Below are 21,269 nucleotides of genomic sequence, written 5' to 3'. Positions count from 1 at the left end.
TCTATACAAAATTTGTTCCAATTTTAGGTTGTTCAATTCAATTCTTAGTATAACTTAAATTAATAAAAATAGAAACTGTTAGGCAGTATGTCTGTAGGGTGGAAAGCTTAACGTGTTTTCGTTTATACTGAATATATTACATAATAATGGGGGTATACATATGAAGCAGGAAACAATGGACATGTTCAGAACGCTTACCGAACTGCAGGGGGCACCGGGAAATGAGCAACCGGTTCGTCGGTTTATGAAACATGAACTTGAAAAATATTCAGATGAATTGATTCAGGACAATCTTGGCGGTGTGTTCGGTGTCAGAAAAGGGGAAGGTCCGCGTGTAATGGTTGCCGGCCATATGGATGAAGTTGGGTTAATGGTAACGAAAATCACCAAAAATGGGATGCTTCGTTTTCAGACTCTTGGTGGATGGTGGAGCCAGGTATTGCTTGCGCAGCGGGTACAGGTTATGACGGATAACGGGCCAATTACCGGTGTGATTGGATCGATCCCGCCACATAATCTTACACCGGAACAGCGCAAGAAACCAATGGAATTAAGCAATATGCTGATTGATATTGGTGCCGATGACCAGGAGGATGCTGAACGAATTGGTGTAAAACCGGGCCAGGCTATTTTGCCGATTTGTCCATTTACACCGATGGCAAATGATAAAAAGATTCTTGCAAAAGCCTGGGATAATCGTTATGGCTGCGGATTATCCATTGAATTACTGAAAGAATTAAAAGGTGAAACACTTTCAAACGAGTTATATTCAGGTGCAACGGTACAAGAGGAAGTGGGCTTGCGCGGCGCTCAGGTTGCCGCCAATATGATCAAGCCGGATATTTTTTATGCGCTTGATGCTTCTCCTGCCAATGATATGTCCGGTGATGAAAGTGAATTTGGTCAGCTTGGCAAGGGAGCATTGCTTCGAATTTTTGATCGTTCGATGATTACACATCATGGAATGAGGGACTTTATTCTGGATACAGCTGAATCCAATGACATTCCATATCAGTACTTTATATCGCAGGGTGGTACAGATGCCGGACGTGTTCATCTTTCTAATGACGGGGTTCCATCCGCAGTGGTTGGAATTTGTTCCAGATACATTCACACTGCCGCATCAATGATTCACGTGGATGATTATCAGGCGGCCAAGGAATTAATTGTCAAGCTTGCTAAATCCACGGATAAAAGCACGTTGGATAGCATTAAAAAGGCTAATTAAAGTTGATCGAGCTGCTGTCATAGAGTGATGGCAGCTTATCTTGTTTTGATATTTTTGATATTGACGTGTGGGGGATTGAGTTCGAGAGTTTAAGTGCCATCTTCGAGAGATGGAGGGTCATCTTCGAGAGTTTGAGTGCCATCTTCGAGAGATGGAAGGTCATCTTCGAGAGTTTAAGCTTCATCTTCAACATTAAATTTTGGAAAAAATTGTGGTGTAAAAACAAATGAGGTGTTTGAATGAAAATTTTAATCGGGTCGAAAAATCCTGCTAAAATCGAGGCTGTGGGGTCGGTATTTCATGTTGATAATGTTACTGGAATTGAGGTAACATCTCAGGTCAGTGCCCAACCTCAGACGGATGAGGAAACCCGGCGCGGTGCTATAAATCGTGCCCGGCAATGTGTAACAGAGTCAACGTGTGACATTGGTATTGGGCTGGAAGGTGGTGTGATGACACTGGACAATCAGCTGTATGTAACGAATTGGGGTGCACTTGTCCACAGTGATGGCACTACCTTTACCGCTGGTGGTGCCAGAATTCAGCTCCCGCAGGAATTTTCAGCCAAACTTAATCAAGGGATGGAGCTTGGTGATATAATGGACGATTTCGCGAAACGAAAAGACGTCCGTAAAAAAGAAGGTGCTATTGGTATCTTTACGAATGAACTGATTTCGCGGAAAGAAATGTTTGTACATGTTGTTACACTTTTAAAAGGGCAGTATGACTTCAGCCAAAAATAAGCAACGGGGGTTCCCGCTGCTTACTACTTCCTTATTCATAAATGTAGGCTAATACATCCAGTGCCTGGTCGATGTTTCCAACGGTTACATTCGCTTTGTTTGATAGCTCCTTCAGCGGATGCACCAGTGAGTCCGGACGTACGATAATGGTCGGTTTATTCATTGAAATGGCTGCACTCGCATCCATTGCGGTATTCCACTGCTTGTAACTTTCCCCGAATAATGCAATAACCGCATCGGATTTCTGCATTAATACCTCAGTTCTGAAGTTATTGATGTCGGATGCAGCATCATCTTTAACTGTTTTGTTCGGTTGCTCTCCAAGAATATCTTCCCCGACATTATCGGATCGTTCGTGATTTGTCTGCGGTGATACAAACGAAATCGGCAAGCTTTTTTCTTTTGCCTTGGCTTTTACTTTTTCACGCCAGTCATCATGAATTTGTCCGGCTAAATATACAGTCAGATCCATTAATATCCCCTCCATTTTTTATATCTGTCTTCCATGTTACCTTTATTACTAAAATTCGCAACTATTTCCAATTGTATTGGAAAAACATACTTCTTGTAAATTTCCAAAATCATAGTATTATGTAAAGAGGTAAATTGTACTGTTTCAGGGGGAACAAAAATGGAAAAGAGGTACAAACTTATTGTTGCCGTACTTTTTCTGACTGCAGTGTTGTTTGGCTGCAGTTTTCAGTCGGAAGAAGAAGCGGTAAATGATGCTGAAAAATCAGCTGAAGCAGTGTTTAACTCCAATAAAACGGCGGAAGCAAATCATGAAATGGATGGTTTTTCATTGTATCTGCCAGACCGGATGGAAGTTAAAGAAACTGGTAAAAATAATGTTATTTTAAAAGACGGCGATCAGACATATATTGTTTTTCATAACAGTCTTGAAGGTGCAGCCAGTCAATTGGGCTATAAGACTGCAAAAACGGAGTCGGCATTGTTGCTTGAGTCGTTTAAAGATGATAATAAATTCGGCTATATCCGTATCCGGTCACATGATGAAGAAGATAATTATGAACTGCAGGTTGGCTTAGGCGGAGTAAAAATCACTACTTACACAACTAAAGACCAACTGGATAATGATTCAAAGGCACTGATGAAAGTTGCCAGATCAATATCAACTTCCAATCCGACTACAGTAACCAATATAAAGGACGAATTTTAAACCAGCCAGCATGATGAGTGGCTGGTTTTCTTTTGTACAAAAACTTCGGCTCAAGCTGCAAGATGATTTTTTTAAAGTCTGTGAATTGATTCGCAGTGTAAAGCAAGATATGATTGGGTTGGAGGATGATGAATAATGAAAACTGTAGCTTCAATAGAAGAATGGAATGAATTAACGACCAATGAAAACGTAATTGCATTATTTACTGCAGGTTGGTGTCCGGATTGCCGTGTAATTGAACCGGTAATGCCGGGAATCGAGGAAAAATATCCGCAATATACATTTTTGAAGGTTAATCGGGATCAATTCATCGATCTTTGCAGCGAAAACGAAATTTTCGGGATTCCAAGTTTTCTTGCGTTTCAGGAAGGTAAGGAAATTGGGAGGTTTGTAAGCAAAGACCGTAAAACCAAAGAAGAGATTATAACGTTTATTGATGGACTTCCACGATAGGAAGGAGGATATATGATATGAAAATGACGAGCATCAAAATGAAAAAAATACTGGATGAGCGTTTGGCAGGACCCGCTTACAGAATATCCTACAACAGGGATAAAGACACATACCGCATAGTCTGGAAAGAATCCAATCAGGGAATAACGATTACACTTCCAAACGTAGTTGCCAAGTACAACGAGCGCGGTGAAAAGGCTGTTGATGATCTGGTTGAACACGTAACGGAAGCTTTAAAGGTTATGAATGAGGAACAGGAATTAACCGGCATGGAGAAAAATATCTATCCGGTTATACGGGCGACCTCATTTGCAACAAAGACAAAGTCAGGCGATAAGCTTGTATGTAAAGAGCATACGGCTGAAACACGAGTATATTATGCATTGGATCTCGGGAAATCATATCGGCTGATTGACGAATCAATGCTTGAAAAAGAGGGCTGGAATCAGGAACGGATTGATGAAATTGCCACATTTAATATTCGTTCACTGAACAATGATTATAAGAAAGATACAGTCGCGGGTAATGATTTTTATTTTGTGGCAAAACAGGACGGTTACGATGCGAGCAGAATTTTAAATGAAGCATTCCTCGAAGAAATGAAATTAAACAGTAAAGGGGAACTGGCTATTGCTGTACCGCATCAGGATGTGCTTATTTTTGCAGATATTCAAAATAAGACAGGATATGATGTACTGGCACAGATGACGATGAAATTTTTTGCGGAGGGAAGAATTCCGATAACGTCGCTGCCGTTCATTTATGAAAATAAAGAATTGGAGCCGATATTTATTCTTGCCAAAAATCGGCCAACAGAATAACAAAGGATGGTTGAAATGGACATTTTTTATAATCCTGATGGAATCGGCGATGTGCTGATTCTTCCACTGGATGATGCTGATTGTTATGAGGTTAAGCATGAAAACATTGGTGATATCACCAAAATCACAAAAGAAGACGGTACTGTAGTCGGGTATAATCTTTTCCGTGCTTCCACCAATATTGATCTGTCCGGGAAAGGTAAAATAGCTCTGACTGAAGATTTGCTTAACCAGTTGAAAGATGTTTTTCAAAAACAAGGGGTACAGGATTCGCTGGATATTGATTTGAGCCCAAAATTTGTTGTGGGCTTTGTTAAAACAAAAAATCCGCATGAAAATGCTGATAAATTAAGTGTCTGCCAGGTTGACGCAGGTGACGAATTACTGCAGATTGTCTGTGGCGCTCCTAATGTTGATGCAGGTCAAAAAGTTGTGGTGGCCAAGCCAGGTGCTACAATGCCAAGCGGAATGAAAATAAAACCGACAGAACTTCGCGGGGTTCCTTCGAATGGTATGATATGTTCACAGAAGGAACTTGGGCTGCCTGATGCACCAAAGGAAAAAGGGATTTATGTCCTTGATGACTCCTATCGGACGGGCGAGCCGTTTGAATTCTAAACTTTGGGCAACCTGAGTCTCGGACAAGGGTTGCCTTTCGTTTTACCCCTACAAAAAAATAAAAAAACTGATAAAATATGAATAGCGTCTATTATTATGGAAATGAGTGAAGATGTATGTGGGATCAATTTAAAAAGAAAATCAACAACTTTCTTTTTGTTGAAACTGAAGAAACAGAACAGACGGAAGTGAAACCAAGACGAAAAATAGAGCATAGAAGTGACAATATCCAAGCGAAAATGAAGTATCAGTATCCTGAAAAAAAATCATTCCGTTTTCCTGTTATTCCGGATCAGCCGAAAGAGGAAAAAACATCAGACATTCCTGCATATGCCCGAAAAAAGAAACGACGATCTGTTCCGGAAACTCACGAGCAAAACACGCCCCATAAACAGCGGGACAAAGAACAGGATGATTTTTATTCCAAAAAGCCATTTGAGCCGACACCGGTGCCGTCACCGATTTATGGTTTTCAGGAGCGCAGGAAAGAAAAAGAGACGGAGAATGTACCTGCTTATCAACGTAAACATCGGGTGGGAGAAATCATCGAGGAAACCGCTGAGACTGAAGCTGCTGCAACGAATACATATGCGGATGAACGGGTGCAATCCGATCAGGAAAACAATGTAAATTCTGAACAAAAACAGGCTGTCACAGAAAAACTGAAACAGGAATCTGTCCAGGAACCGGTTCAAGAATTTGTACAGGAGCCAGTTCAGGAATCGGCACCAAAGTTAGATGCAAAACCGGACGGAGATCCAGTCCCGGCCTCAAAACATAACGCTAATTCGAAACAGAAAACGAAAAAGCGGTTTGATAGAAAGAAGAAGAATAAAAAAGACGGTGACCAGAAACCATTGCCTTTTAACGTCATGATGTCGGCAAATGATAAACGGAGACATCGTGAAAGGAAACCGAAATTTGAAACGAATGTATCACCCGCTCCTTCTGTTCCGGAAAAGAAATATCCGTCGATACCGTATCACTTATTGAACGATCCGGTAGCAAAGACAGAAAAGGACCAACTATGGATGCAGGAAATGAAAGACCTGCTGGAAAAGACATTAAAACATTTTAATGTACGGGCAAAAGTGGTGAACACAACGCAAGGTCCATCCGTGACACGCTTTGAAGTACAGCCGGAAATGGGGGTCAAGGTCAGCAAAGTAAAAAACCTGAGTGATGATTTAAAGCTGAATATGGCTGCAAAGGATATACGTATCGAAGCACCTATACCGGGAAAAAATACAATTGGCATTGAAATCCCGAATCGGAAACCGCAAATTGTCGGCTTACAGGAGATTTTCGAAAGTGATGTTTTTCAGCATGACACGTCACCACTATCAGTTGGACTGGGATTAAGCATTGAGGGAAGCCCGATGATAACAAATATCCAGAAAATGCCGCACGGTTTAATCGCAGGTGCTACAGGATCCGGAAAAAGTGTTTGTATCAATACCATTTTAATCAGTATGTTATATAAAGCCAGTCATAACGATGTGAAGTTTTTACTAATTGATCCAAAGATGGTGGAACTTGCACCTTATAATGGTATTCCCCATCTCATATCACCGGTCATTACAGATGTAAAGGCGGCAACTGCTGCATTAAAATGGGCGGTTAAAGAAATGGAAGAACGCTATGATAAATTTGTAACAGAAGGCGTAAGGGACGTGGAGCGATACAATCAAAAAATGGCAAGACAAAACCGAATGGATGAAAAGCTGCCGTTCATGGTGATCGTGATTGACGAATTGGCGGATCTTATGATGGTATCCCCACAGGATGTGGAAGATGCAATATGCCGGATCGCCCAAAAAGCGCGCGCATGCGGCATTCATCTTCTTTTGGCAACCCAGCGTCCGTCGGTTGATGTCATTACAGGACTGATTAAAGCTAATATTCCAACACGAATTGCTTTCAGTGTTTCCTCTCAGGTGGATTCCAGAACGATAATGGATACAAGCGGTGCTGAAAAATTACTCGGCAAAGGTGATATGCTGTTCGTGGAAAATGGAGCCGGCAAGAGCATCCGGCTGCAGGGCGCTTTTGTTTCTGATGAAGAAATTGAACGGATTACGGACTATGCACGGACTATTGCGGAGCCTGAGTATGCATTTGAGCAGGAACAGTTATTGGAACAGATTTCCCATGATGATCATGAAGATGAACTTCTACAGGAAGCAATTGAATTTGTAGTCAGCCAGAACAGCGCAAGTACATCTTTGCTTCAGCGTCATTTTAAAATCGGGTATAACCGTGCAGCAAGGTTGATGGATGATATGGAAAACAGGGGGATTATTGCCCAGCAGAACGGCAGCAAGCCCCGTGATGTTCTCATATCTGAAGCTCAAATTGAAACATAAAAAATAATGGGTATTATTTTTGTTGCAGCGAATTGCAGAACCTGCAAATAAGTAATCTTGTAAAATTAAATACCTACATTGACAAGAGGAGATAACGGTTATGAAGGAAATTGAGCAAAAATTAAATGGAACGATTAAACGGCTGACAAATAAAACATTTAAATTTGATGAACGCATAAAGGAAGGTTGGTTTTCCGCAGTATACTTTTTAAAAACAAAAGAGATGGTTGAAAAAAAGCTGTCAAATAATCATGTTACGATGCAGTTTTTCCAAAAAGGCAGCAATGCAGTGTTATGTGGAACAGATGAAGCTATTGCTCTGGTACATACTTTTGCAGATAAGCCTGAGACACTTGAAATACATTCACTGAAGGATGGGGATAAAATAAAGCCATACGAGACGGTGTTGACCATCTCAGGTGCGTATCAACAGTTTGGTTTCCTGGAGGGGATCATTGATGGTATTCTGGCTAGAAGAACATCAGTGGCAACGAATGTATATAATGTGGTAAAAGCGGCCAGTTCTTCAGGGAAACAAAAGCCAATCATTTTCATGGGTGATCGTGATGATCATTATACTCAGCAGGCCGGAGACGGTTATGCAGCATTTATCGGCGGATCTACAGCACAGGCCACACATGCGATGAATGAATGGTGGGGCAAACACGGAATGGGAACGATGCCGCACGCTATGATTCAGATGTTCCGAGGGGATGTGGTGGCTGCAACTCAAGCATACCATGAAATGTTTCCGGAAGATGATCTTGTGTCACTTGTTGATTATAATAATGACGTTATCACAGATGCACTAAAGGTTGCCAAAGTTTTTGGGAACGAACTTAAGGGTGTACGAATAGATACATCCAGGACACTTGTTGATAAGTATTTTTTACGAAATCATCACCTGATGGGTACATTTGATCCCAGGGGAGTCAATCCGGAGCTGGTGTTCGCGCTTCGTAAAGCTCTTGACGATGAAGGTTTTTCTCATGTGAATATTGTTGTGACTGGAGGATTTACTGAAAAACGAATCAGTCATTTTGAACAGTTGGGAGTTCCGGTCGATATGTATGGTGTAGGTGGCAGTCTCCTGAAAATTAATATCGGCTTCACCGGTGACAACGTGTTGCTTAATGGGACTCGGGAAGCGAAAGAAGGGCGACGATACCGTCCAAATCCGTTAATGGAACGAGTGGAATTCCGCCCGCAAAACGATTAATGCAATATAATTTATTTTACACCACGGAAAGTTTTGCTATAATTACTTAGTAACTGTTGAAATAAATAAATAAAATTGTATTATATTCAGTTGAAAATTAACGGTTTTTATATATTTTTTGGAGGTTCTTTTTTATGACAACTTACCATTTTATTGGTATCAAGGGGACAGGGATGAGTTCACTTGCCCAAATACTTCATGATTCCGGGGAAAGTGTGCAAGGTTCTGATGTAGAAAAGCGTTTTTTTACACAGGAAGCATTGGAAAACAAGAATATCCCGATTTTCCCTTTTGCAGAAAGTAACATCGAAGAGGGATATACGATAATTGCCGGAAATGCATTTTCTGATGATCATCCGGAAATAAAAGAAGCAAAACGAAAAGGATTATCTTTCTACAGATATCATGAATTTCTTGGGGAATGGCTCAAACAGTACACAAGTATTGCTGTGGCCGGGGCACATGGAAAAACTTCAACAACAGGATTGCTGGCGCATGTATTGAATGAAACGTATCCTATTTCATATCTGATTGGCGATGGTACAGGAAAGGGGCATGTGGATAGCAAATATTTTGTGTTTGAAGCGTGTGAGTACCGGCGGCATTTTCTCAGATATGAACCTGACTATGCCATTATGACCAATATAGATTTTGACCATCCGGATTACTTCACGAGTATTGATGATGTGTTTAATGCATTTCAGTCAATGGCAGAACGTGTGAAAAAAGGAATTATCGCCTGTGGTGATGATGAGCAGTTACAAAAAATCCAGGCAAAAGTTCCTGTAGTGTATTATGGTTTTGAAGAAACAAACGATTTTCAGGCGCAAAATACACTGGAAACGGATGATGGAACTGAATTTGATGTGTTCGTCCGCAATACGTACTATGATACTTTTCAGATTCCAATGTACGGAGACCATAACATTCTTAATGCATTGTCAGTAATTGCAATCTGTCATTATGAAAATATGAAGGCGGATGATATCAAAGCTCTTGATACATTCCAGGGCGTCAAGCGGCGTTTTACTGAAAAGCGAATCGGCAAACAATTATTGGTTGATGATTATGCACATCATCCGAAAGAAATTACCGCAACTATTGATTCTGCCCGGAAGAAGTACCCCGGTAAGTCCGTGACTGCAATTTTTCAGCCGCATACGTTTTCACGTACGAAAACATTTCTGCAGGAGTTTGCCGATAGTTTATGCAATGCTGATAAAGTATACTTGTGTGATATCTTCGGGTCTGCAAGAGAAGACAGCGGGATGCTTACCATTTATGATTTACAGAAGCTGATTGATGGAAGTGAAATTTTGGAATTGTCCAACACAGATGTACTTCAGGAAGATGATGACAGTGTGCTGATATTTATGGGTGCCGGTGATATCCAAAAATTTCAGCAGGCATACGAGGAACAGTTGTCTTTGACTGGCAAAAATAGATTAAACGCGTAAAGAGCCTGAATTACAAGGCTCTATTTTTCCCTTATATTTTTTATGGACAGGTGAAAAGATGCTGTTATTTGGTACAAGCTGCTATTTAGTATGTTAAAATGTTTATGTGTTACTATTTTGGGATATTGTTTATTAAAACTATTTTCCAGCATTTATAATAGCAAGCATTTTAGAAGAATTCTGCACGAAAACGTCATATGAATTGAAGGAGCTGATCTACCAGTGGAAAGTTTGTTGTATATCTCAGCAATAATTGTCGCAGTTGCATTTGCCGTACTCGTCGTTTACCTGGCAATTACGCTGAAGGCAGCCAAGCAGACATTGAGCAATGTTTCAGGCACATTGGACAGCCTGAATCAGCAAATGCAGGGAATAACGACTGAAACATCTGCTTTGTTGAGCAAAACCAATCAGCTGGCTGACGATGTAAATGAAAAATCGTCCAAGCTGAATGGATTGTTTGAAGGACTTAAGGGCATCGGGGAAACAGTTAAGGGTTTTAATCATTCCTTGGGCAAATTATCGAAGAGCATATCCAATTCGGCAGCACAAAATCAGGATTCGACTTCACAGGTAATGAAATGGGGAAATGCAGCCGTGGATTATTTAAAAAAGAAAAAAAATAAATAAAAATGGAGGCATGTTCATATGGGAGAGAATAATATTAACAGTAAAGATTTTTTGATTGGTACACTAATCGGCGGATTTGTGGGTGCCGCTGCAGCATTATTGTTTGCACCAAAATCGGGAACTGAGCTAAGAGGAAATTTGAATGAAAGTGCTACACAGTTGAAAGACGTTGCTTATGAAAAGGGTTCCGGTCTGAAGGAAAAGGCATACGAAAAAGGATCAGACCTGAAAAACAAAGCCACTGATTCCAAAGACAAATTTTCTCAGAAAACACAGGAACTAACGAAAAATGTTCAGGACAAATGGAACGAACGGAAGAATGACGAAACGGCCGCAGAGGAAGCTGCTGAAGAACTTGCCGATGCAATTGAGGAAGCAGCAGAAGAAGCAGAGGAAGCAGAAGAAAAAAATAAATAAACAGATATTCAACAATCTGTAACGTTATAAAGCGTTGCAGATTTTTTTATTGGTAAGTGGAGAAGAATGATTTTACAGACGAAATATATGTATGGAGCAAATGAGAATAAAAATTATCATATATTATGCAGGATTTTAACCAAATTGGGGATAATGGAGTAAGCGCTTTATCGGTTTAATGTCAGTGGTTCTGAGTGAAAATACTGTTCCAATGCTGTTTTGGAACGGTTATAATGGTTTTTATTTTTTAAAAATTCCTGATGACAAATGTATAATAATTCGTTATAATGGTTTCTAATTATTAAAATTCTGCCTATTTCAACAGGTAAAAACATAGTGTTCAGGAGGGGTTACGATGAGCCAAAACGAATTGGAACAATTACGTCAGAATCTTGATAGGATTAATATGGAATTACTGGGTCTGATCAATGAACGTGCGGAAATTGCACAAGAAATAGGAAAGGTAAAGAATAAACAAAGTATTATGCGCTATGATCCGGTAAGGGAACGTAAAATGCTTGATGAACTTACAGAGAAAAATAATGGTCCATTTGAAAATTCCACGATTGAACACATATTCAAGGAAATTTTTAAAGCAAGCCTGGAATTGCAGGTAGATGACCACCGAAAAGCATTGCTGGTTTCCAGAAAAATGAAGCCTGAGAATACTGTTATTGATATCAATGGGGAAAAATTTGGTGATGGAAATACACACAATATTTTCGGGCCATGTGCAGTGGAAAGTTATGATCAAGTGGCTGAAGTTGCCAAGGCAGTTAAGCGCAATGGAAATAAACTATTGCGTGGCGGCGCATTTAAACCACGTACATCACCATACGACTTCCAGGGACTTGGACTTGAAGGACTGCAGATTTTAAAGAAGGTTGCGGATGAGTACGATCTTGCGGTTGTAAGCGAAATAGTCAATCCTGCCGATATAGAAAAAGCTGTTGATTATATTGATGTGATTCAAATTGGTGCACGTAACATGCAAAATTTCGAATTGCTCAAAGCAGCAGGGGAAGTTGACAAACCTGTATTGTTGAAACGCGGTATGTCAGCAACCATTTCCGAATTTGTGAATGCCGCAGAATATATTATTTCACGGGGCAATGGTAATATTATTCTTTGTGAACGTGGTATCCGAACTTATGAAAAAGCTACCAGAAATACACTGGATATTTCAGCCGTACCAATTCTGAAGCAGGAAACACACTTGCCCGTTATGGTTGATGTAACACATTCAACAGGACGCAGAGATTTACTGCTGCCAACGGCAAAAGCTGCATTGGCAGTTGGTGCAGACGGTGTAATGGCTGAAGTACATCCGGATCCGGCAGTAGCATTATCAGACGCTGCCCAGCAAATGGATATTCCAACGTTTGATTCCTTCAGCAAAGAATTGGGGTCGTTTTCGTATCAAAAATAGTTTTTGCCAAGGCCGATCACAGTGATCGGCCTTAAATTTTTTGTGTTTTTCCCCGCGTTAAAGTATGATATATGCATAAGGATCCGTATGATGGAGGTAGATTAGCGTGAACATAACAATTTATGATGTAGCACGAGAAGCAAACGTTTCAATGGCAACTGTATCAAGGGTTGTTAATGGAAATCCAAATGTAAAGCCTGCTACCCGGAAAAAGGTGCTGGCTACAATTGAACAATTGGGGTACAGGCCCAATGCGGTGGCGCGTGGTCTGGCAAGTAAAAAGACAACAACGGTTGGGGCAATCATTCCGGATATTTCAAGTATCTTCTTTGCTGAACTGGCAAGGGGGATTGAAGATATTGCAACGATGTATAAATATAACATTATTCTAAGTAATTCCGATCAGAACAAAGATAAAGAATTGCAGTTAATTAATACAATGCTGGAAAAACAGGTCGACGGTATATTGTTTATGGGCGGGAATATTTCCGAGGATCATGTTAACCAGTTTGAAAGCTCGTCAATTCCGGTTGTATTGGCAGCAACATATGATGAAACAGACACTATTCCATCTGTAAATATTGACTATGAAGCAGCTGCTTACGAAGCAACGTCATTTCTGATTGAAAAAGAAAATAGCAAAATTGCTTTTATATCCGGCCGTGAAGATACATTAATAAATCAGCAGAAATACAAAGGCTATCTGCGTGCACTCCGTGAGAAGTCAATCAGTGTCGATGATGATTATATTTTGAAAGGCGATTATTCGTATCACTCAGGCATTGAAGCTGTTGAAGAATTGTTGGTTATGGAAAACAAACCAACTGCGGTTTTTGTCGCTTCCGATGAAATGGCGCTTGGTGTAATTCATGGTGCGCAGGATAAAGGATATAACGTTCCTGAAGATCTGGAAGTGTTCGGGTTTGATAACACCAGATTGGCTACGATGGTACGGCCGACATTATCAACCATTGTGCAGCCAATGTACGACATCGGTGCAGTTGCAATGCGCCTGCTGACTAAATTTATGAACAAAGAAGAAGTGGCCGAGAAGAAAGTTGTTCTTCCGCATCGAATCGAAGAAAGAAAATCAACAAAATAATCGGTTAAAACGGGGAGGTGAAACATTCACCTCCCCGTTTGTGTATTTTGCGTATATTTTAATGCATTCATCAATATTTTAGCGTTTTTCTCTGTTATTTCAGTTTTGCGAGGAATGTCCGGTACGATGTTTTTGTCATCGTGCCAGGTTTTCGGCAGTGTAACGGGTGCATCCCGCTGCCATTTGTTCAGCCACATTTCCGGAATTGGTCCGGTTTTTGCAGTACCGGTTTTCATGACGCTCCATACCTGTGCCCAGGCACGGGGTACGACGCGCCACATATCATAACCGCCGCCTCCTAGCGCAATCCAGCGTCCATTACAATATTCATGGGCAATTTCATGTGCCAATTGCGGTATTTTGTCATATGTTTTCATGGTGGAACACAAATGTGTCAGCGGATCATATGTATGTGCATCAGCACCGTTCTGTGTCACAATCACGTCCGGTTTAAAATATGCAGCAATATTCCTTAGGGCAGACTCATAGACCTGCAAAAACGACTCATCCTCTGTAAATGCATCGATAGGCAGGTTAAACGAATAACCATGTCCTTCCTTAATTCCCCGCTCGTTTACGTTTCCGGTGCCAGGAAACAGATAGCGTCCCGTCTCATGGATGGAAAAGGTACAGACATTCGGATCATCGTAAAATGCCCACTGAACACCGTCACCATGATGGGCGTCTGTATCAATATATAATGCTCGTAATCCATAATTTTTACGAATATATTTTAGGGCAACTGCTCCATCATTATAAATACAGAAACCACTTGCTTTCCGCTTAAAACCATGGTGCAGTCCGCCGCCAAGGTTCAGGGCATGCTCAGCATTGCCTTGCAGGACATGGTCAACTGCAGCAAGCGTCCCGCCAACCAAATAGCTGGATGCTTCATGCATTCCTTTGAAAATCGGCGTATCCTCTGTTCCGATGCCGTATTCAGACCCATCATCAGAAGCCAGTTCACCGTTTCCGGCCTTTTTAACAGTTTCGATATAACTTAAATCATGAAAAAGGTTTAGTTCCTCAATCGTAGCAAGTCTTGGCTGAATAATGTCATCTTTGGTTAATAGTCCGGAATTCTCCAATAAAGTTTTTGAAAGTAATATCCGTTTTTGATTAAATGGGTGATCCGCATGAAAATGATAGTTTAAAAAAGCATCTGAAAAAACAAAAGCAGCATTGCACGTCATCGTTTTGGCCCCGCATCGTCATTTGGCCACATCAATTCGTACCCTGCATTCTGTAAGTCTTTTATTACAGGTAATGGATTCATGGTTTGGATACGGAACACAAGAATTTTATAATTTGCATCATTTTTATACGGATAAACCAAAACGGATGTGATGTTTGTTTTCCTTGCACCGAATATTGCTGCAACCTCCGGCAGAATACCCGGTTTATGTGGAACTTTTACTTCGATATGGGAGCTCTGTACATTGGTTCCTGTTATTTCTATAAGCGTATGGAGCATGTCTTTTTCTGTAATCACCCCAACCAATTCATTGTTGCTGACGACTGGAAGACAGGCAAACTCTTCTTCGTAAAAAATTCCGGCTATCTCTTCAACAAGATCGAGTGGATGCACAGTTACTACCGGCTGACTCATTATGGTATGGATTTCATTTTGCAATTCAGTATGTTCTCTGTTTTCTTCAAATATGGATGGTGTTGCATCCCGAACGTCCCGATCGGAGACAATGCCGATGACATTCTTTTCCTCATTTATTATCGGAATATGGCGGATCTTTTTTTCATGAAGCAGTTTTAATGCCGAGGCAATGGTCGCCGTTGGTGGTAAAGATGTTACTTCTGTATTCATAATCTCTTCAACGAGCATTAGAATCCCTCCCGCATATTTCGGTACTGGTGGCGCTGCAAGAACCTCAGCTTATCAAATTTGCTGATGGATGATTCCGGAACATTCTCTCCAACTCTTACCATCAGGCAATTTGCAGGATGTGAAATAATTTCGGGGTCATCTGTTGGAGCAGGGACAAGTCCTCCGGCTGCCATCATTTTTTCCATCACTTTGCGGTAATCCCAAACACTCAGACGTGTTCCGTCAAGATCCCAGTGCCAATAATATTCAGTGGAAATGATAATGTAATTTTCCATATAGTTGTCCATCATGGACAGTTTCAGAAGTCCTGATGCAATGCCCGCACCACGATAGGCCGGGATAATTTCAATCGCTCCGAGTTCAATCAAATCTTCCATCTTAAACTCTGACCACCGCTCAAGTGGATCCGGATGCAAATAGGTGACATACCCGATAATTGTATCCTTTGTTCTTGCTATTATAATTCGGCCTTCGTCAAAATCAGCAATGTTCTGGATTGCTTCAAATTGTTGTGGTGCACGGCGAAATGCCGTTAAATGTTCATGGAAATGGTATTTCCTCAGTTCGGATGAAGGCACCGGTCCTTCAATTATGATAGAGCTTTGTTCCGTATTGCGCTCCATTGAATGATACGTTTTAATATGCTCCACGTTTTCACCGCCTTAATAAAAATACCTTTGATACTCCTATTATACAGGAGATTGTAGTGAATTTTTAGTAAAAACCGGAGTAGTTTTAAATTTGACTATTCAATTTAACACAATAATAATATTATTAAATTCAATAAATATTTATTGATATTCAATAAATAATATGTTAAATTCAAATTAAAATAAATTAGTGAGGTGCTTTATGAAACGGGGATCAACACTCTTTTTAAAAATATCGGTTATTTTATTAGGGATTCCGGTTCTAGCGGTGTGTATATTTTTGCTTCCGCAAATAACAGTTGAAGCGATTGACCAGGCGAAAAGTGGTTCAGAGCTCGCATATATCGTATTTAGCATTTTATTTGTTATGTATGGAGCGACGATACCTTATTATTATGCTTTGTACCAGGCATTAAGGCTTTTAAGTTATATTGACAGGAACCAGGCTTTTTCTTTACATTCTGTAAGAGCGCTCAAAAAGATAAAAAACAGTGCCATCATAATCAGTGGCCTGTATGCAGTTGCTTTGCCACTTGTATATATCATAGCGGAGTGGGATGACGCACCAGGTCTTATATTAATTGGCATGGTCATTATTGGTGCTTCCATTGTAATTGCAGTTTTTGCTGCCGTTCTTCAAAGGCTATTAAAAGAAGCGATAGCAATCAAATCGGAAAATGATTTAACGGTCTGAGGTGAATAATATGGCAATTATAATCAATATTGATGTAATGCTGGCGAAACGGAAAATGAGTGTTACCGAACTTTCCGAAAGGGTCGGCATAACGATGGCCAATCTTTCCATACTGAAAAACGGAAAAGCAAAGGCGATTCGATTTTCAACGCTGGAAGCTATTTGCAAGGCTTTGGACTGCCAGCCGGGAGATATTTTGGAATACCGAAGTGATGGAAATATGGAAGGCTCCTAATACTGCTGTTAATTTTTTTGCAAATATGGTCGCCACCTAAAGACTTGGTGACAACCAATTTTTCTAATGTCGAAGTTTAGAAGGCAGGATGCGTATGAATTCAATCATTCATAATACTTCTCGGAAAGAAACATGGTCAGTGAAATCGAAGAGAGGTGGGGAACAGCTTGTTCGTTTTGGCTGGGAGCAGGCTATGTCCTGTTTATTTCCAGTTGTAATTTTTGCTTCTCTAGCCATTACAAAATTTATCCCGCTTCCTTTTCTGCCGCGGTATGACTGGCTGTTGATTATCTTTTTTCTAATGCAGGTCTGGATGGTGCGTTCCGGACTTGAGACACGGGATGAGCTAAAAGTAATCACATTGTTTCATCTTATTGGACTCACACTTGAAGTTTTTAAAGTACATATGGGGTCCTGGTCTTATCCGGGGGAAGGATATTTTAAAATTTTTGGCGTGCCTTTGTACAGCGGATTTATGTATGCGAGTGTCGCGAGCTATCTCTGTCAGGCATGGAGGAGGTTAAGGGTAGATTTGGTGAACTGGCCTGCATATTTGGCAGTTGTTCCGCTTGCAGCTGCAATCTATATAAATTTTTTTACGCACCATTTTTGGGTTGATGTCCGTTGGTGGTTATCCGGGCTTGTTCTAATCGTATTCTGGAAATCCTGGGTCACATACGAGATTGCTGGAGTTCGCTACCGTATGCCGCTTACACTTTCGTTTGTGCTTATCGGCTTTTTCATTTGGATTGCTGAAAATATCGCAACGTTCTTTGGTGCATGGGAGTATCCAAGCCAAACTGATGCCTGGAGTCTCGTTCACTTGGGAAAGGTGAGTTCATGGCTCTTGTTGGTGATTGTCAGTTTTCTTATCGTAGCGACGTTGAAACAAGCAAAAGAAAAAATTTCTGCTAATCGTAATTCTGTTGATAAGCTTCTGCGACAAGGCTCCGATTCATAGATTTACGGAAATTTCCAGAAACATACGTTTTAATAATAAAAATGCACCGCATGATGCGGTGCATTTAGTAATTTTTAATGTAGTGAGTTTAGATCATTTTTCTTCTTTATACAAGTTAATGTTTCTGTGTCATTTATTCACCATTATTACCGTTAGTCTCTCTATTATCGGTATTATCAATATCACTGTTATTGGGGCCCCCATTGCTGGATTCCCCGTTTCCGGAACTACCATCGCCGCCGGAATCACCACTGTCGGCACCGTCACCGTTAGAGCCTTCATCACCTGTGTTACCATTGCCGTTATCGGTACCGCCATTATTTCCATTATTCGAATCGTTATTTTCGTTATTCCCGGTATCCCCTGGATTTTCAGGTTCATCCGGCTTATCTGGTTTGTTTTTGCCATCTTTTTCCGGTTTATCCGGTTGTCCGGACGTAGCCGGTTTGGATGCGGATGATTCCAATCCGAAATAATCCACGGCTCGAACAATGTAAGCACCGCTTCCTGAAATGGATGTGCTTGTGCCAGTTGTACTGCCGACTTTGCTGTACGATCCATTTGAACTGGAAGCTTTATAGATTCGGTAACCGACAACATCATCGCTGCCGGATTCATTCCAGGTTAGCTTTCCACCTGATATTGAGACGCCAGAAGGAGCTTTTGGTGCTTTACCGTCATCCTCGATGGCGTTTGAGCTGGCATCTGAAGGCGGCAAGCCAATTTTTGACCATTTATCACGGTTCGTTCGTGGGAACAGTTTGGATAGGTTACCAAGTCTGTCCCAGCCTTTTCGTTCCAGAAATGCCGGATTGAATGCCAGTCCATCACCTTTGGTAAATTCTGCTGGCGTGTTTGGTCCCGCAACAACTGCCTGTCCGTTAACCATAACGTAAGAACCTTCTATTAAACTATTACCTGTTTCGGTTGGTGCATACTTTGCATTAAACAGATCAGTCATGACCAGCCCTGCTTGTTTACATAGGTCAGACGGCAGTTTACCTGAAATCGCACAATAGCTGCGTGATACGATACCACCCGGTCGATCAAAATTTTTCTGCGGTGCAACAAGGTCAGGTCTGATATCTGATGCTGCGTTGATCAGCTCTGCCCAAAGTTTTATATTTCGGTTACTGTAACCAAGTGAACAGCTTGAACATTTGATCGATTGTGGAGTTTTGTATCCCATCCATGTTCCAAAGGTTACTTTCGGGTTAACTCCGACAAACCATGTATCCTCCCAGTTGTTTGATGTTCCTGTTTTTCCGGCCCAGTCAACATAGTCATATTTTAATTGCGAATTGAGATAGGATGCTGTACCACTATCGATAACATCACGCATCATATCGATTGTTAAATAGTTTGTCTGCCGCGAGAAAACTTCTTCCGGATTTTTTTTGTGTTTATAAATTACTTTTCCATCTGCGGTCGTAATTTTTTGGATCAGATAAGCGTCATTAAATTTTCCGCGATTACCGAACGTACTGAATGCGTTTGTGTTTTCTTCAACACTAATTCCTTTGGTCGGCTGTCCAAGAGAAAGCGACATATGGTGCTGGTCACCTTTTGTCAGGGTAGTAATTCCCATACCTTCAATCAGAAAGTTCTTAGCCGGATTTTGGTTAATGATTCTGCTGTATACCTTGGCCGCGGGGATATTATAGGAATCTGCCAGCGCTTTACGGGCAGAAACAATGCCATGGTAAGATCCCTGAATATAGTTACTTGGACTCCAATTGTCACTTCCGGGTATCTGAAAAGTTGTTGAAACGTCGGCGATTGGTGTTCCAGGCTGTACTTTTCCAAGTTCCATCGCCGGCGCATAGTCCAGTATCGGCTTCATGGTACTTCCATTTGGACGCGGACGTGTTGTGTAGTTGAGCTGATTGTTTTGATTGTAATCTCTGCCGCCTATGAAACTAATTATTTTACCAGTACTGTTTTCAATCAGGATACCGCCCGTCTGGATTTTTTGGGTGATTGTTTTTGTTTTACCAGTTTCGTAATTCACCACAACTTCCCCGGTCCAGGGTTCCCCGTAATAATCATAGTTTTTAACAATTTGTTTGAATTTGTCATGAATCTTCTTATTTATTGTTGTATGAATCTTATAACCATTTTGACGCATAGCCCGGTCAGCAAGTGCTGTGTATTCACCCATCAGGTCATCATTTTCCTTGAGCTCTTTCATGGAGTATCCATCCTGTTTAGCCAGATGCTCTATTATAATTTGTTTCGCTCGTTCTTGGGCTTCAAAAGTTAAATACGGATATTTCTCAATAGGTGACTTGGATTCTTTGCTAAAATCATCCACGATATTATAGTTTAAAGCTTTTTCATATTGTTTTTTTGTGATGTATCCTGCTTCGTGCATCCGCTCCAGTACAAAACTCATCCGATTCAACCCCGGTTGAAGACCTTCCTTATTTTTAAGACCACCACTGTTTTTAAAAGGTGTATAGTAGGATGGGCTTTGCGGCAGCCCAGCCAGAAAAGCAGCCTGCGGAAGGTTCAGTTCCGAAGCATCGACCCCAAAGATCCCCTGTGCCGCAGTCTGGATTCCCGCAATATTTTGTCCGGATGCATTACGGCCATATGGAATAATATTTAAATAGGCTTCAAGAATTTCATCTTTATCAAAAAAACGTTCAACCCGCATAGCAATTAATATTTCTTTTGCCTTTCGTTCAAATGATACTTCATTTGTGAGTATTTGGTTTTTAACCAGTTGCTGTGTGAGTGTACTGCCGCCCGATTGCATAGGCGCATTTGTTACTTGTTGGACCATGGCCCGCACAATTGCCTTTGGTACAATACCTTCATGCATTCTGTAGTTACTGTCCTCTGTTGCAATTACGGCATGGATTAATTTGTCGGATACTTCATCAAGCGTGACCTCTTCCCGATGAATATCAGAGCGTACATTTCCAAAATAGTTGCCTCCTGCAAAATATAATTTGGAAGTTTGCTCATAATTATATATATCCTGTTTCATGCTGGCATAGCTCCTGACTGGTTCGTCTTTTACCAGGGAAGCGAAATAACCTGCACCCAAGCCGCCGACGAAAAAAGCGCCGATAACACCTACGACAAGGAAAAATAGAATAACATTCCAGAAAACATCATATGTAATTCTGGATGACCGCTGAATTTTTCCTTCATTCCAGGCATTCTTCACCTTCTGCGTATATTTGTGAAGCATTTGTTTGAAATCCACTATAAA

The 21,269-nt window shown here is 40.9% G+C and carries 21 protein-coding genes; 16 read left to right on the top strand and 5 right to left on the bottom strand.

All coding sequences use genetic code 11. The annotated features are described in order from the left end of the window. Positions 1 to 160 precede the first annotated feature (160 nt). Together HUX68_RS06570 and HUX68_RS06565 are read left to right on the top strand one after the other, a co-directional pair. Positions 161 to 1,228: a M42 family metallopeptidase gene (locus HUX68_RS06570; protein WP_174614080.1), complete on the top strand. Its 1,068-nt coding sequence runs from the start codon at positions 161 to 163 to the stop codon at positions 1,226 to 1,228. 239 nt (positions 1,229 to 1,467) lie between these two features. Continuing rightward, positions 1,468 to 1,971 carry a DUF84 family protein gene (locus HUX68_RS06565; RefSeq protein ID WP_174614079.1) on the top strand — a complete coding sequence of 168 codons (504 nt, stop codon included), beginning with the start codon at positions 1,468 to 1,470 and terminating at the stop codon, positions 1,969 to 1,971. A 31-nt stretch (positions 1,972 to 2,002) separates the two neighbouring features. Here the strand turns inward: HUX68_RS06565 and HUX68_RS06560 are convergent, their stop codons facing one another. Continuing rightward, the gene (locus HUX68_RS06560; protein WP_174614078.1) at positions 2,003 to 2,443 is read right to left on the bottom strand and encodes a YtoQ family protein; all 441 of its coding nucleotides are present in this window, start codon (positions 2,441 to 2,443) and stop codon (positions 2,003 to 2,005) included. 159 nt (positions 2,444 to 2,602) lie between these two features. On the opposite strand from HUX68_RS06560, the gene HUX68_RS06555 reads away from it, so the two are divergent. The 11 genes from HUX68_RS06555 to ccpA all read left to right on the top strand — a co-directional run bounded on the left by HUX68_RS06555 (position 2,603) and on the right by ccpA (position 13,663). Next, positions 2,603 to 3,151 carry a hypothetical protein gene (locus tag HUX68_RS06555; protein ID WP_174614077.1) on the top strand — a complete coding sequence of 183 codons (549 nt, stop codon included), beginning with the start codon at positions 2,603 to 2,605 and terminating at the stop codon, positions 3,149 to 3,151. Between the two features lie 135 nt (positions 3,152 to 3,286). Beyond that, positions 3,287 to 3,604 (top strand): thioredoxin family protein, encoded by a 318-nt coding sequence (locus HUX68_RS06550; RefSeq protein ID WP_174614076.1) that lies wholly within the window; start codon positions 3,287 to 3,289, stop codon positions 3,602 to 3,604. A gap of 17 nt (positions 3,605 to 3,621) precedes the next feature. Next, positions 3,622 to 4,425 (top strand): DUF1444 domain-containing protein, encoded by an 804-nt coding sequence (locus HUX68_RS06545; protein ID WP_174614075.1) that lies wholly within the window; start codon positions 3,622 to 3,624, stop codon positions 4,423 to 4,425. 15 nt (positions 4,426 to 4,440) lie between these two features. Then, positions 4,441 to 5,043, top strand: coding sequence for a YtpR family tRNA-binding protein (ytpR, locus tag HUX68_RS06540; protein WP_174614074.1), 603 nt, complete (start codon positions 4,441 to 4,443; stop codon positions 5,041 to 5,043). 116 nt (positions 5,044 to 5,159) lie between these two features. Then, a complete protein-coding gene (locus tag HUX68_RS06535) occupies positions 5,160 to 7,409 on the top strand; it encodes a DNA translocase FtsK (protein ID WP_174614073.1) in 2,250 nt (749 codons plus the stop codon). Positions 7,410 to 7,509: 100 nt separating this feature from the next. After that, entirely contained in the window at positions 7,510 to 8,628 is a 1,119-nt protein-coding gene (locus tag HUX68_RS06530) for a nicotinate phosphoribosyltransferase (protein ID WP_174614072.1), read from the top strand. Between the two features lie 134 nt (positions 8,629 to 8,762). Then, positions 8,763 to 10,085, top strand: coding sequence for a UDP-N-acetylmuramate--L-alanine ligase (murC, locus tag HUX68_RS06525; protein WP_174614071.1), 1,323 nt, complete (start codon positions 8,763 to 8,765; stop codon positions 10,083 to 10,085). 222 nt (positions 10,086 to 10,307) lie between these two features. Further along, positions 10,308 to 10,715 carry a DUF948 domain-containing protein gene (locus tag HUX68_RS06520; RefSeq protein ID WP_174614070.1) on the top strand — a complete coding sequence of 136 codons (408 nt, stop codon included), beginning with the start codon at positions 10,308 to 10,310 and terminating at the stop codon, positions 10,713 to 10,715. Between the two features lie 18 nt (positions 10,716 to 10,733). Next, the gene (locus tag HUX68_RS06515; protein ID WP_174614069.1) at positions 10,734 to 11,132 is read left to right on the top strand and encodes a YtxH domain-containing protein; all 399 of its coding nucleotides are present in this window, start codon (positions 10,734 to 10,736) and stop codon (positions 11,130 to 11,132) included. A 355-nt stretch (positions 11,133 to 11,487) separates the two neighbouring features. After that, entirely contained in the window at positions 11,488 to 12,561 is a 1,074-nt protein-coding gene (locus HUX68_RS06510) for a bifunctional 3-deoxy-7-phosphoheptulonate synthase/chorismate mutase (RefSeq protein WP_174614068.1), read from the top strand. A gap of 106 nt (positions 12,562 to 12,667) precedes the next feature. Then, on the top strand, positions 12,668 to 13,663 hold the full coding sequence (gene ccpA / locus HUX68_RS06505; protein WP_174614067.1) for a catabolite control protein A: 996 nt from the start codon (positions 12,668 to 12,670) through the stop codon (positions 13,661 to 13,663). Between the two features lie 26 nt (positions 13,664 to 13,689). Here ccpA and HUX68_RS06500 read toward each other — a convergent pair whose 3' ends face one another. The 3 genes from HUX68_RS06500 to HUX68_RS06490 are packed head-to-tail and all read right to left on the bottom strand — an operon-like array spanning position 13,690 to position 16,156. Then, positions 13,690 to 14,856 carry an acetoin utilization protein AcuC gene (locus HUX68_RS06500; RefSeq protein WP_174614066.1) on the bottom strand — a complete coding sequence of 389 codons (1,167 nt, stop codon included), beginning with the start codon at positions 14,854 to 14,856 and terminating at the stop codon, positions 13,690 to 13,692. After that, positions 14,853 to 15,503: an acetoin utilization AcuB family protein gene (locus HUX68_RS06495; protein WP_174614065.1), complete on the bottom strand. Its 651-nt coding sequence runs from the start codon at positions 15,501 to 15,503 to the stop codon at positions 14,853 to 14,855. The genes HUX68_RS06500 and HUX68_RS06495 overlap by 4 nt, the downstream gene beginning before the upstream one ends. Continuing rightward, positions 15,503 to 16,156 (bottom strand): GNAT family N-acetyltransferase, encoded by a 654-nt coding sequence (locus HUX68_RS06490; protein ID WP_174614064.1) that lies wholly within the window; start codon positions 16,154 to 16,156, stop codon positions 15,503 to 15,505. Before HUX68_RS06490 ends, HUX68_RS06495 begins: the two co-directional genes overlap by 1 nt. Positions 16,157 to 16,358: 202 nt before the next feature. On the opposite strand from HUX68_RS06490, the gene HUX68_RS06485 reads away from it, so the two are divergent. The 3 genes from HUX68_RS06485 (at position 16,359) to HUX68_RS06475 (ending at position 18,046) form a co-directional block, all read left to right on the top strand. Continuing rightward, on the top strand, positions 16,359 to 16,850 hold the full coding sequence (locus tag HUX68_RS06485; protein WP_174614063.1) for a DUF2975 domain-containing protein: 492 nt from the start codon (positions 16,359 to 16,361) through the stop codon (positions 16,848 to 16,850). Positions 16,851 to 16,860: 10 nt separating this feature from the next. Continuing rightward, positions 16,861 to 17,085, top strand: coding sequence for a helix-turn-helix domain-containing protein (locus HUX68_RS06480; protein WP_174614062.1), 225 nt, complete (start codon positions 16,861 to 16,863; stop codon positions 17,083 to 17,085). 94 nt (positions 17,086 to 17,179) lie between these two features. Then, positions 17,180 to 18,046: a DUF817 domain-containing protein gene (locus HUX68_RS06475; protein WP_174614061.1), complete on the top strand. Its 867-nt coding sequence runs from the start codon at positions 17,180 to 17,182 to the stop codon at positions 18,044 to 18,046. Between the two features lie 133 nt (positions 18,047 to 18,179). Here HUX68_RS06475 and HUX68_RS06470 read toward each other — a convergent pair whose 3' ends face one another. Continuing rightward, the gene (locus tag HUX68_RS06470) at positions 18,180 to 21,263 is read right to left on the bottom strand and encodes a transglycosylase domain-containing protein (protein WP_174614060.1); all 3,084 of its coding nucleotides are present in this window, start codon (positions 21,261 to 21,263) and stop codon (positions 18,180 to 18,182) included. Positions 21,264 to 21,269: the final 6 nt, after the last annotated feature.

This window comes from Virgibacillus ihumii (assembly GCF_902726655.1).
Lineage (GTDB): Bacteria > Bacillota > Bacilli > Bacillales > Amphibacillaceae > Lentibacillus > Lentibacillus ihumii.
The sequence above is the reverse complement of the archived record's forward strand: the minus strand, read 5'-3'. Positions and strand labels throughout refer to the sequence as shown.

Bases quoted from the DNA above. Each gene is read 5' to 3' on its own strand.
- ytpR (WP_174614074.1), top strand. From the start codon at position 4,441: ATGGACATTTTTTATAATCCTGATGGAATCGGCGATGTGCTGATTCTT.
- HUX68_RS06480 (WP_174614062.1), top strand. From the start codon at position 16,861: ATGGCAATTATAATCAATATTGATGTAATGCTGGCGAAACGGAAAATG.
- HUX68_RS06560 (WP_174614078.1), bottom strand. From the start codon at position 2,443: ATGGATCTGACTGTATATTTAGCCGGACAAATTCATGATGACTGGCGT.
- HUX68_RS06545 (WP_174614075.1), top strand. From the start codon at position 3,622: ATGAAAATGACGAGCATCAAAATGAAAAAAATACTGGATGAGCGTTTG.
- HUX68_RS06500 (WP_174614066.1), bottom strand. From the start codon at position 14,856: ATGACGTGCAATGCTGCTTTTGTTTTTTCAGATGCTTTTTTAAACTAT.
- HUX68_RS06535 (WP_174614073.1), top strand. From the start codon at position 5,160: ATGTGGGATCAATTTAAAAAGAAAATCAACAACTTTCTTTTTGTTGAA.
- HUX68_RS06565 (WP_174614079.1), top strand. From the start codon at position 1,468: ATGAAAATTTTAATCGGGTCGAAAAATCCTGCTAAAATCGAGGCTGTG.
- HUX68_RS06475 (WP_174614061.1), top strand. From the start codon at position 17,180: ATGAATTCAATCATTCATAATACTTCTCGGAAAGAAACATGGTCAGTG.
- murC (WP_174614071.1), top strand. From the start codon at position 8,763: ATGACAACTTACCATTTTATTGGTATCAAGGGGACAGGGATGAGTTCA.
- HUX68_RS06485 (WP_174614063.1), top strand. From the start codon at position 16,359: ATGAAACGGGGATCAACACTCTTTTTAAAAATATCGGTTATTTTATTA.
- HUX68_RS06550 (WP_174614076.1), top strand. From the start codon at position 3,287: ATGAAAACTGTAGCTTCAATAGAAGAATGGAATGAATTAACGACCAAT.
- HUX68_RS06530 (WP_174614072.1), top strand. From the start codon at position 7,510: ATGAAGGAAATTGAGCAAAAATTAAATGGAACGATTAAACGGCTGACA.
- HUX68_RS06510 (WP_174614068.1), top strand. From the start codon at position 11,488: ATGAGCCAAAACGAATTGGAACAATTACGTCAGAATCTTGATAGGATT.
- HUX68_RS06570 (WP_174614080.1), top strand. From the start codon at position 161: ATGAAGCAGGAAACAATGGACATGTTCAGAACGCTTACCGAACTGCAG.
- HUX68_RS06555 (WP_174614077.1), top strand. From the start codon at position 2,603: ATGGAAAAGAGGTACAAACTTATTGTTGCCGTACTTTTTCTGACTGCA.
- HUX68_RS06515 (WP_174614069.1), top strand. From the start codon at position 10,734: ATGGGAGAGAATAATATTAACAGTAAAGATTTTTTGATTGGTACACTA.
- HUX68_RS06495 (WP_174614065.1), bottom strand. From the start codon at position 15,503: ATGCTCGTTGAAGAGATTATGAATACAGAAGTAACATCTTTACCACCA.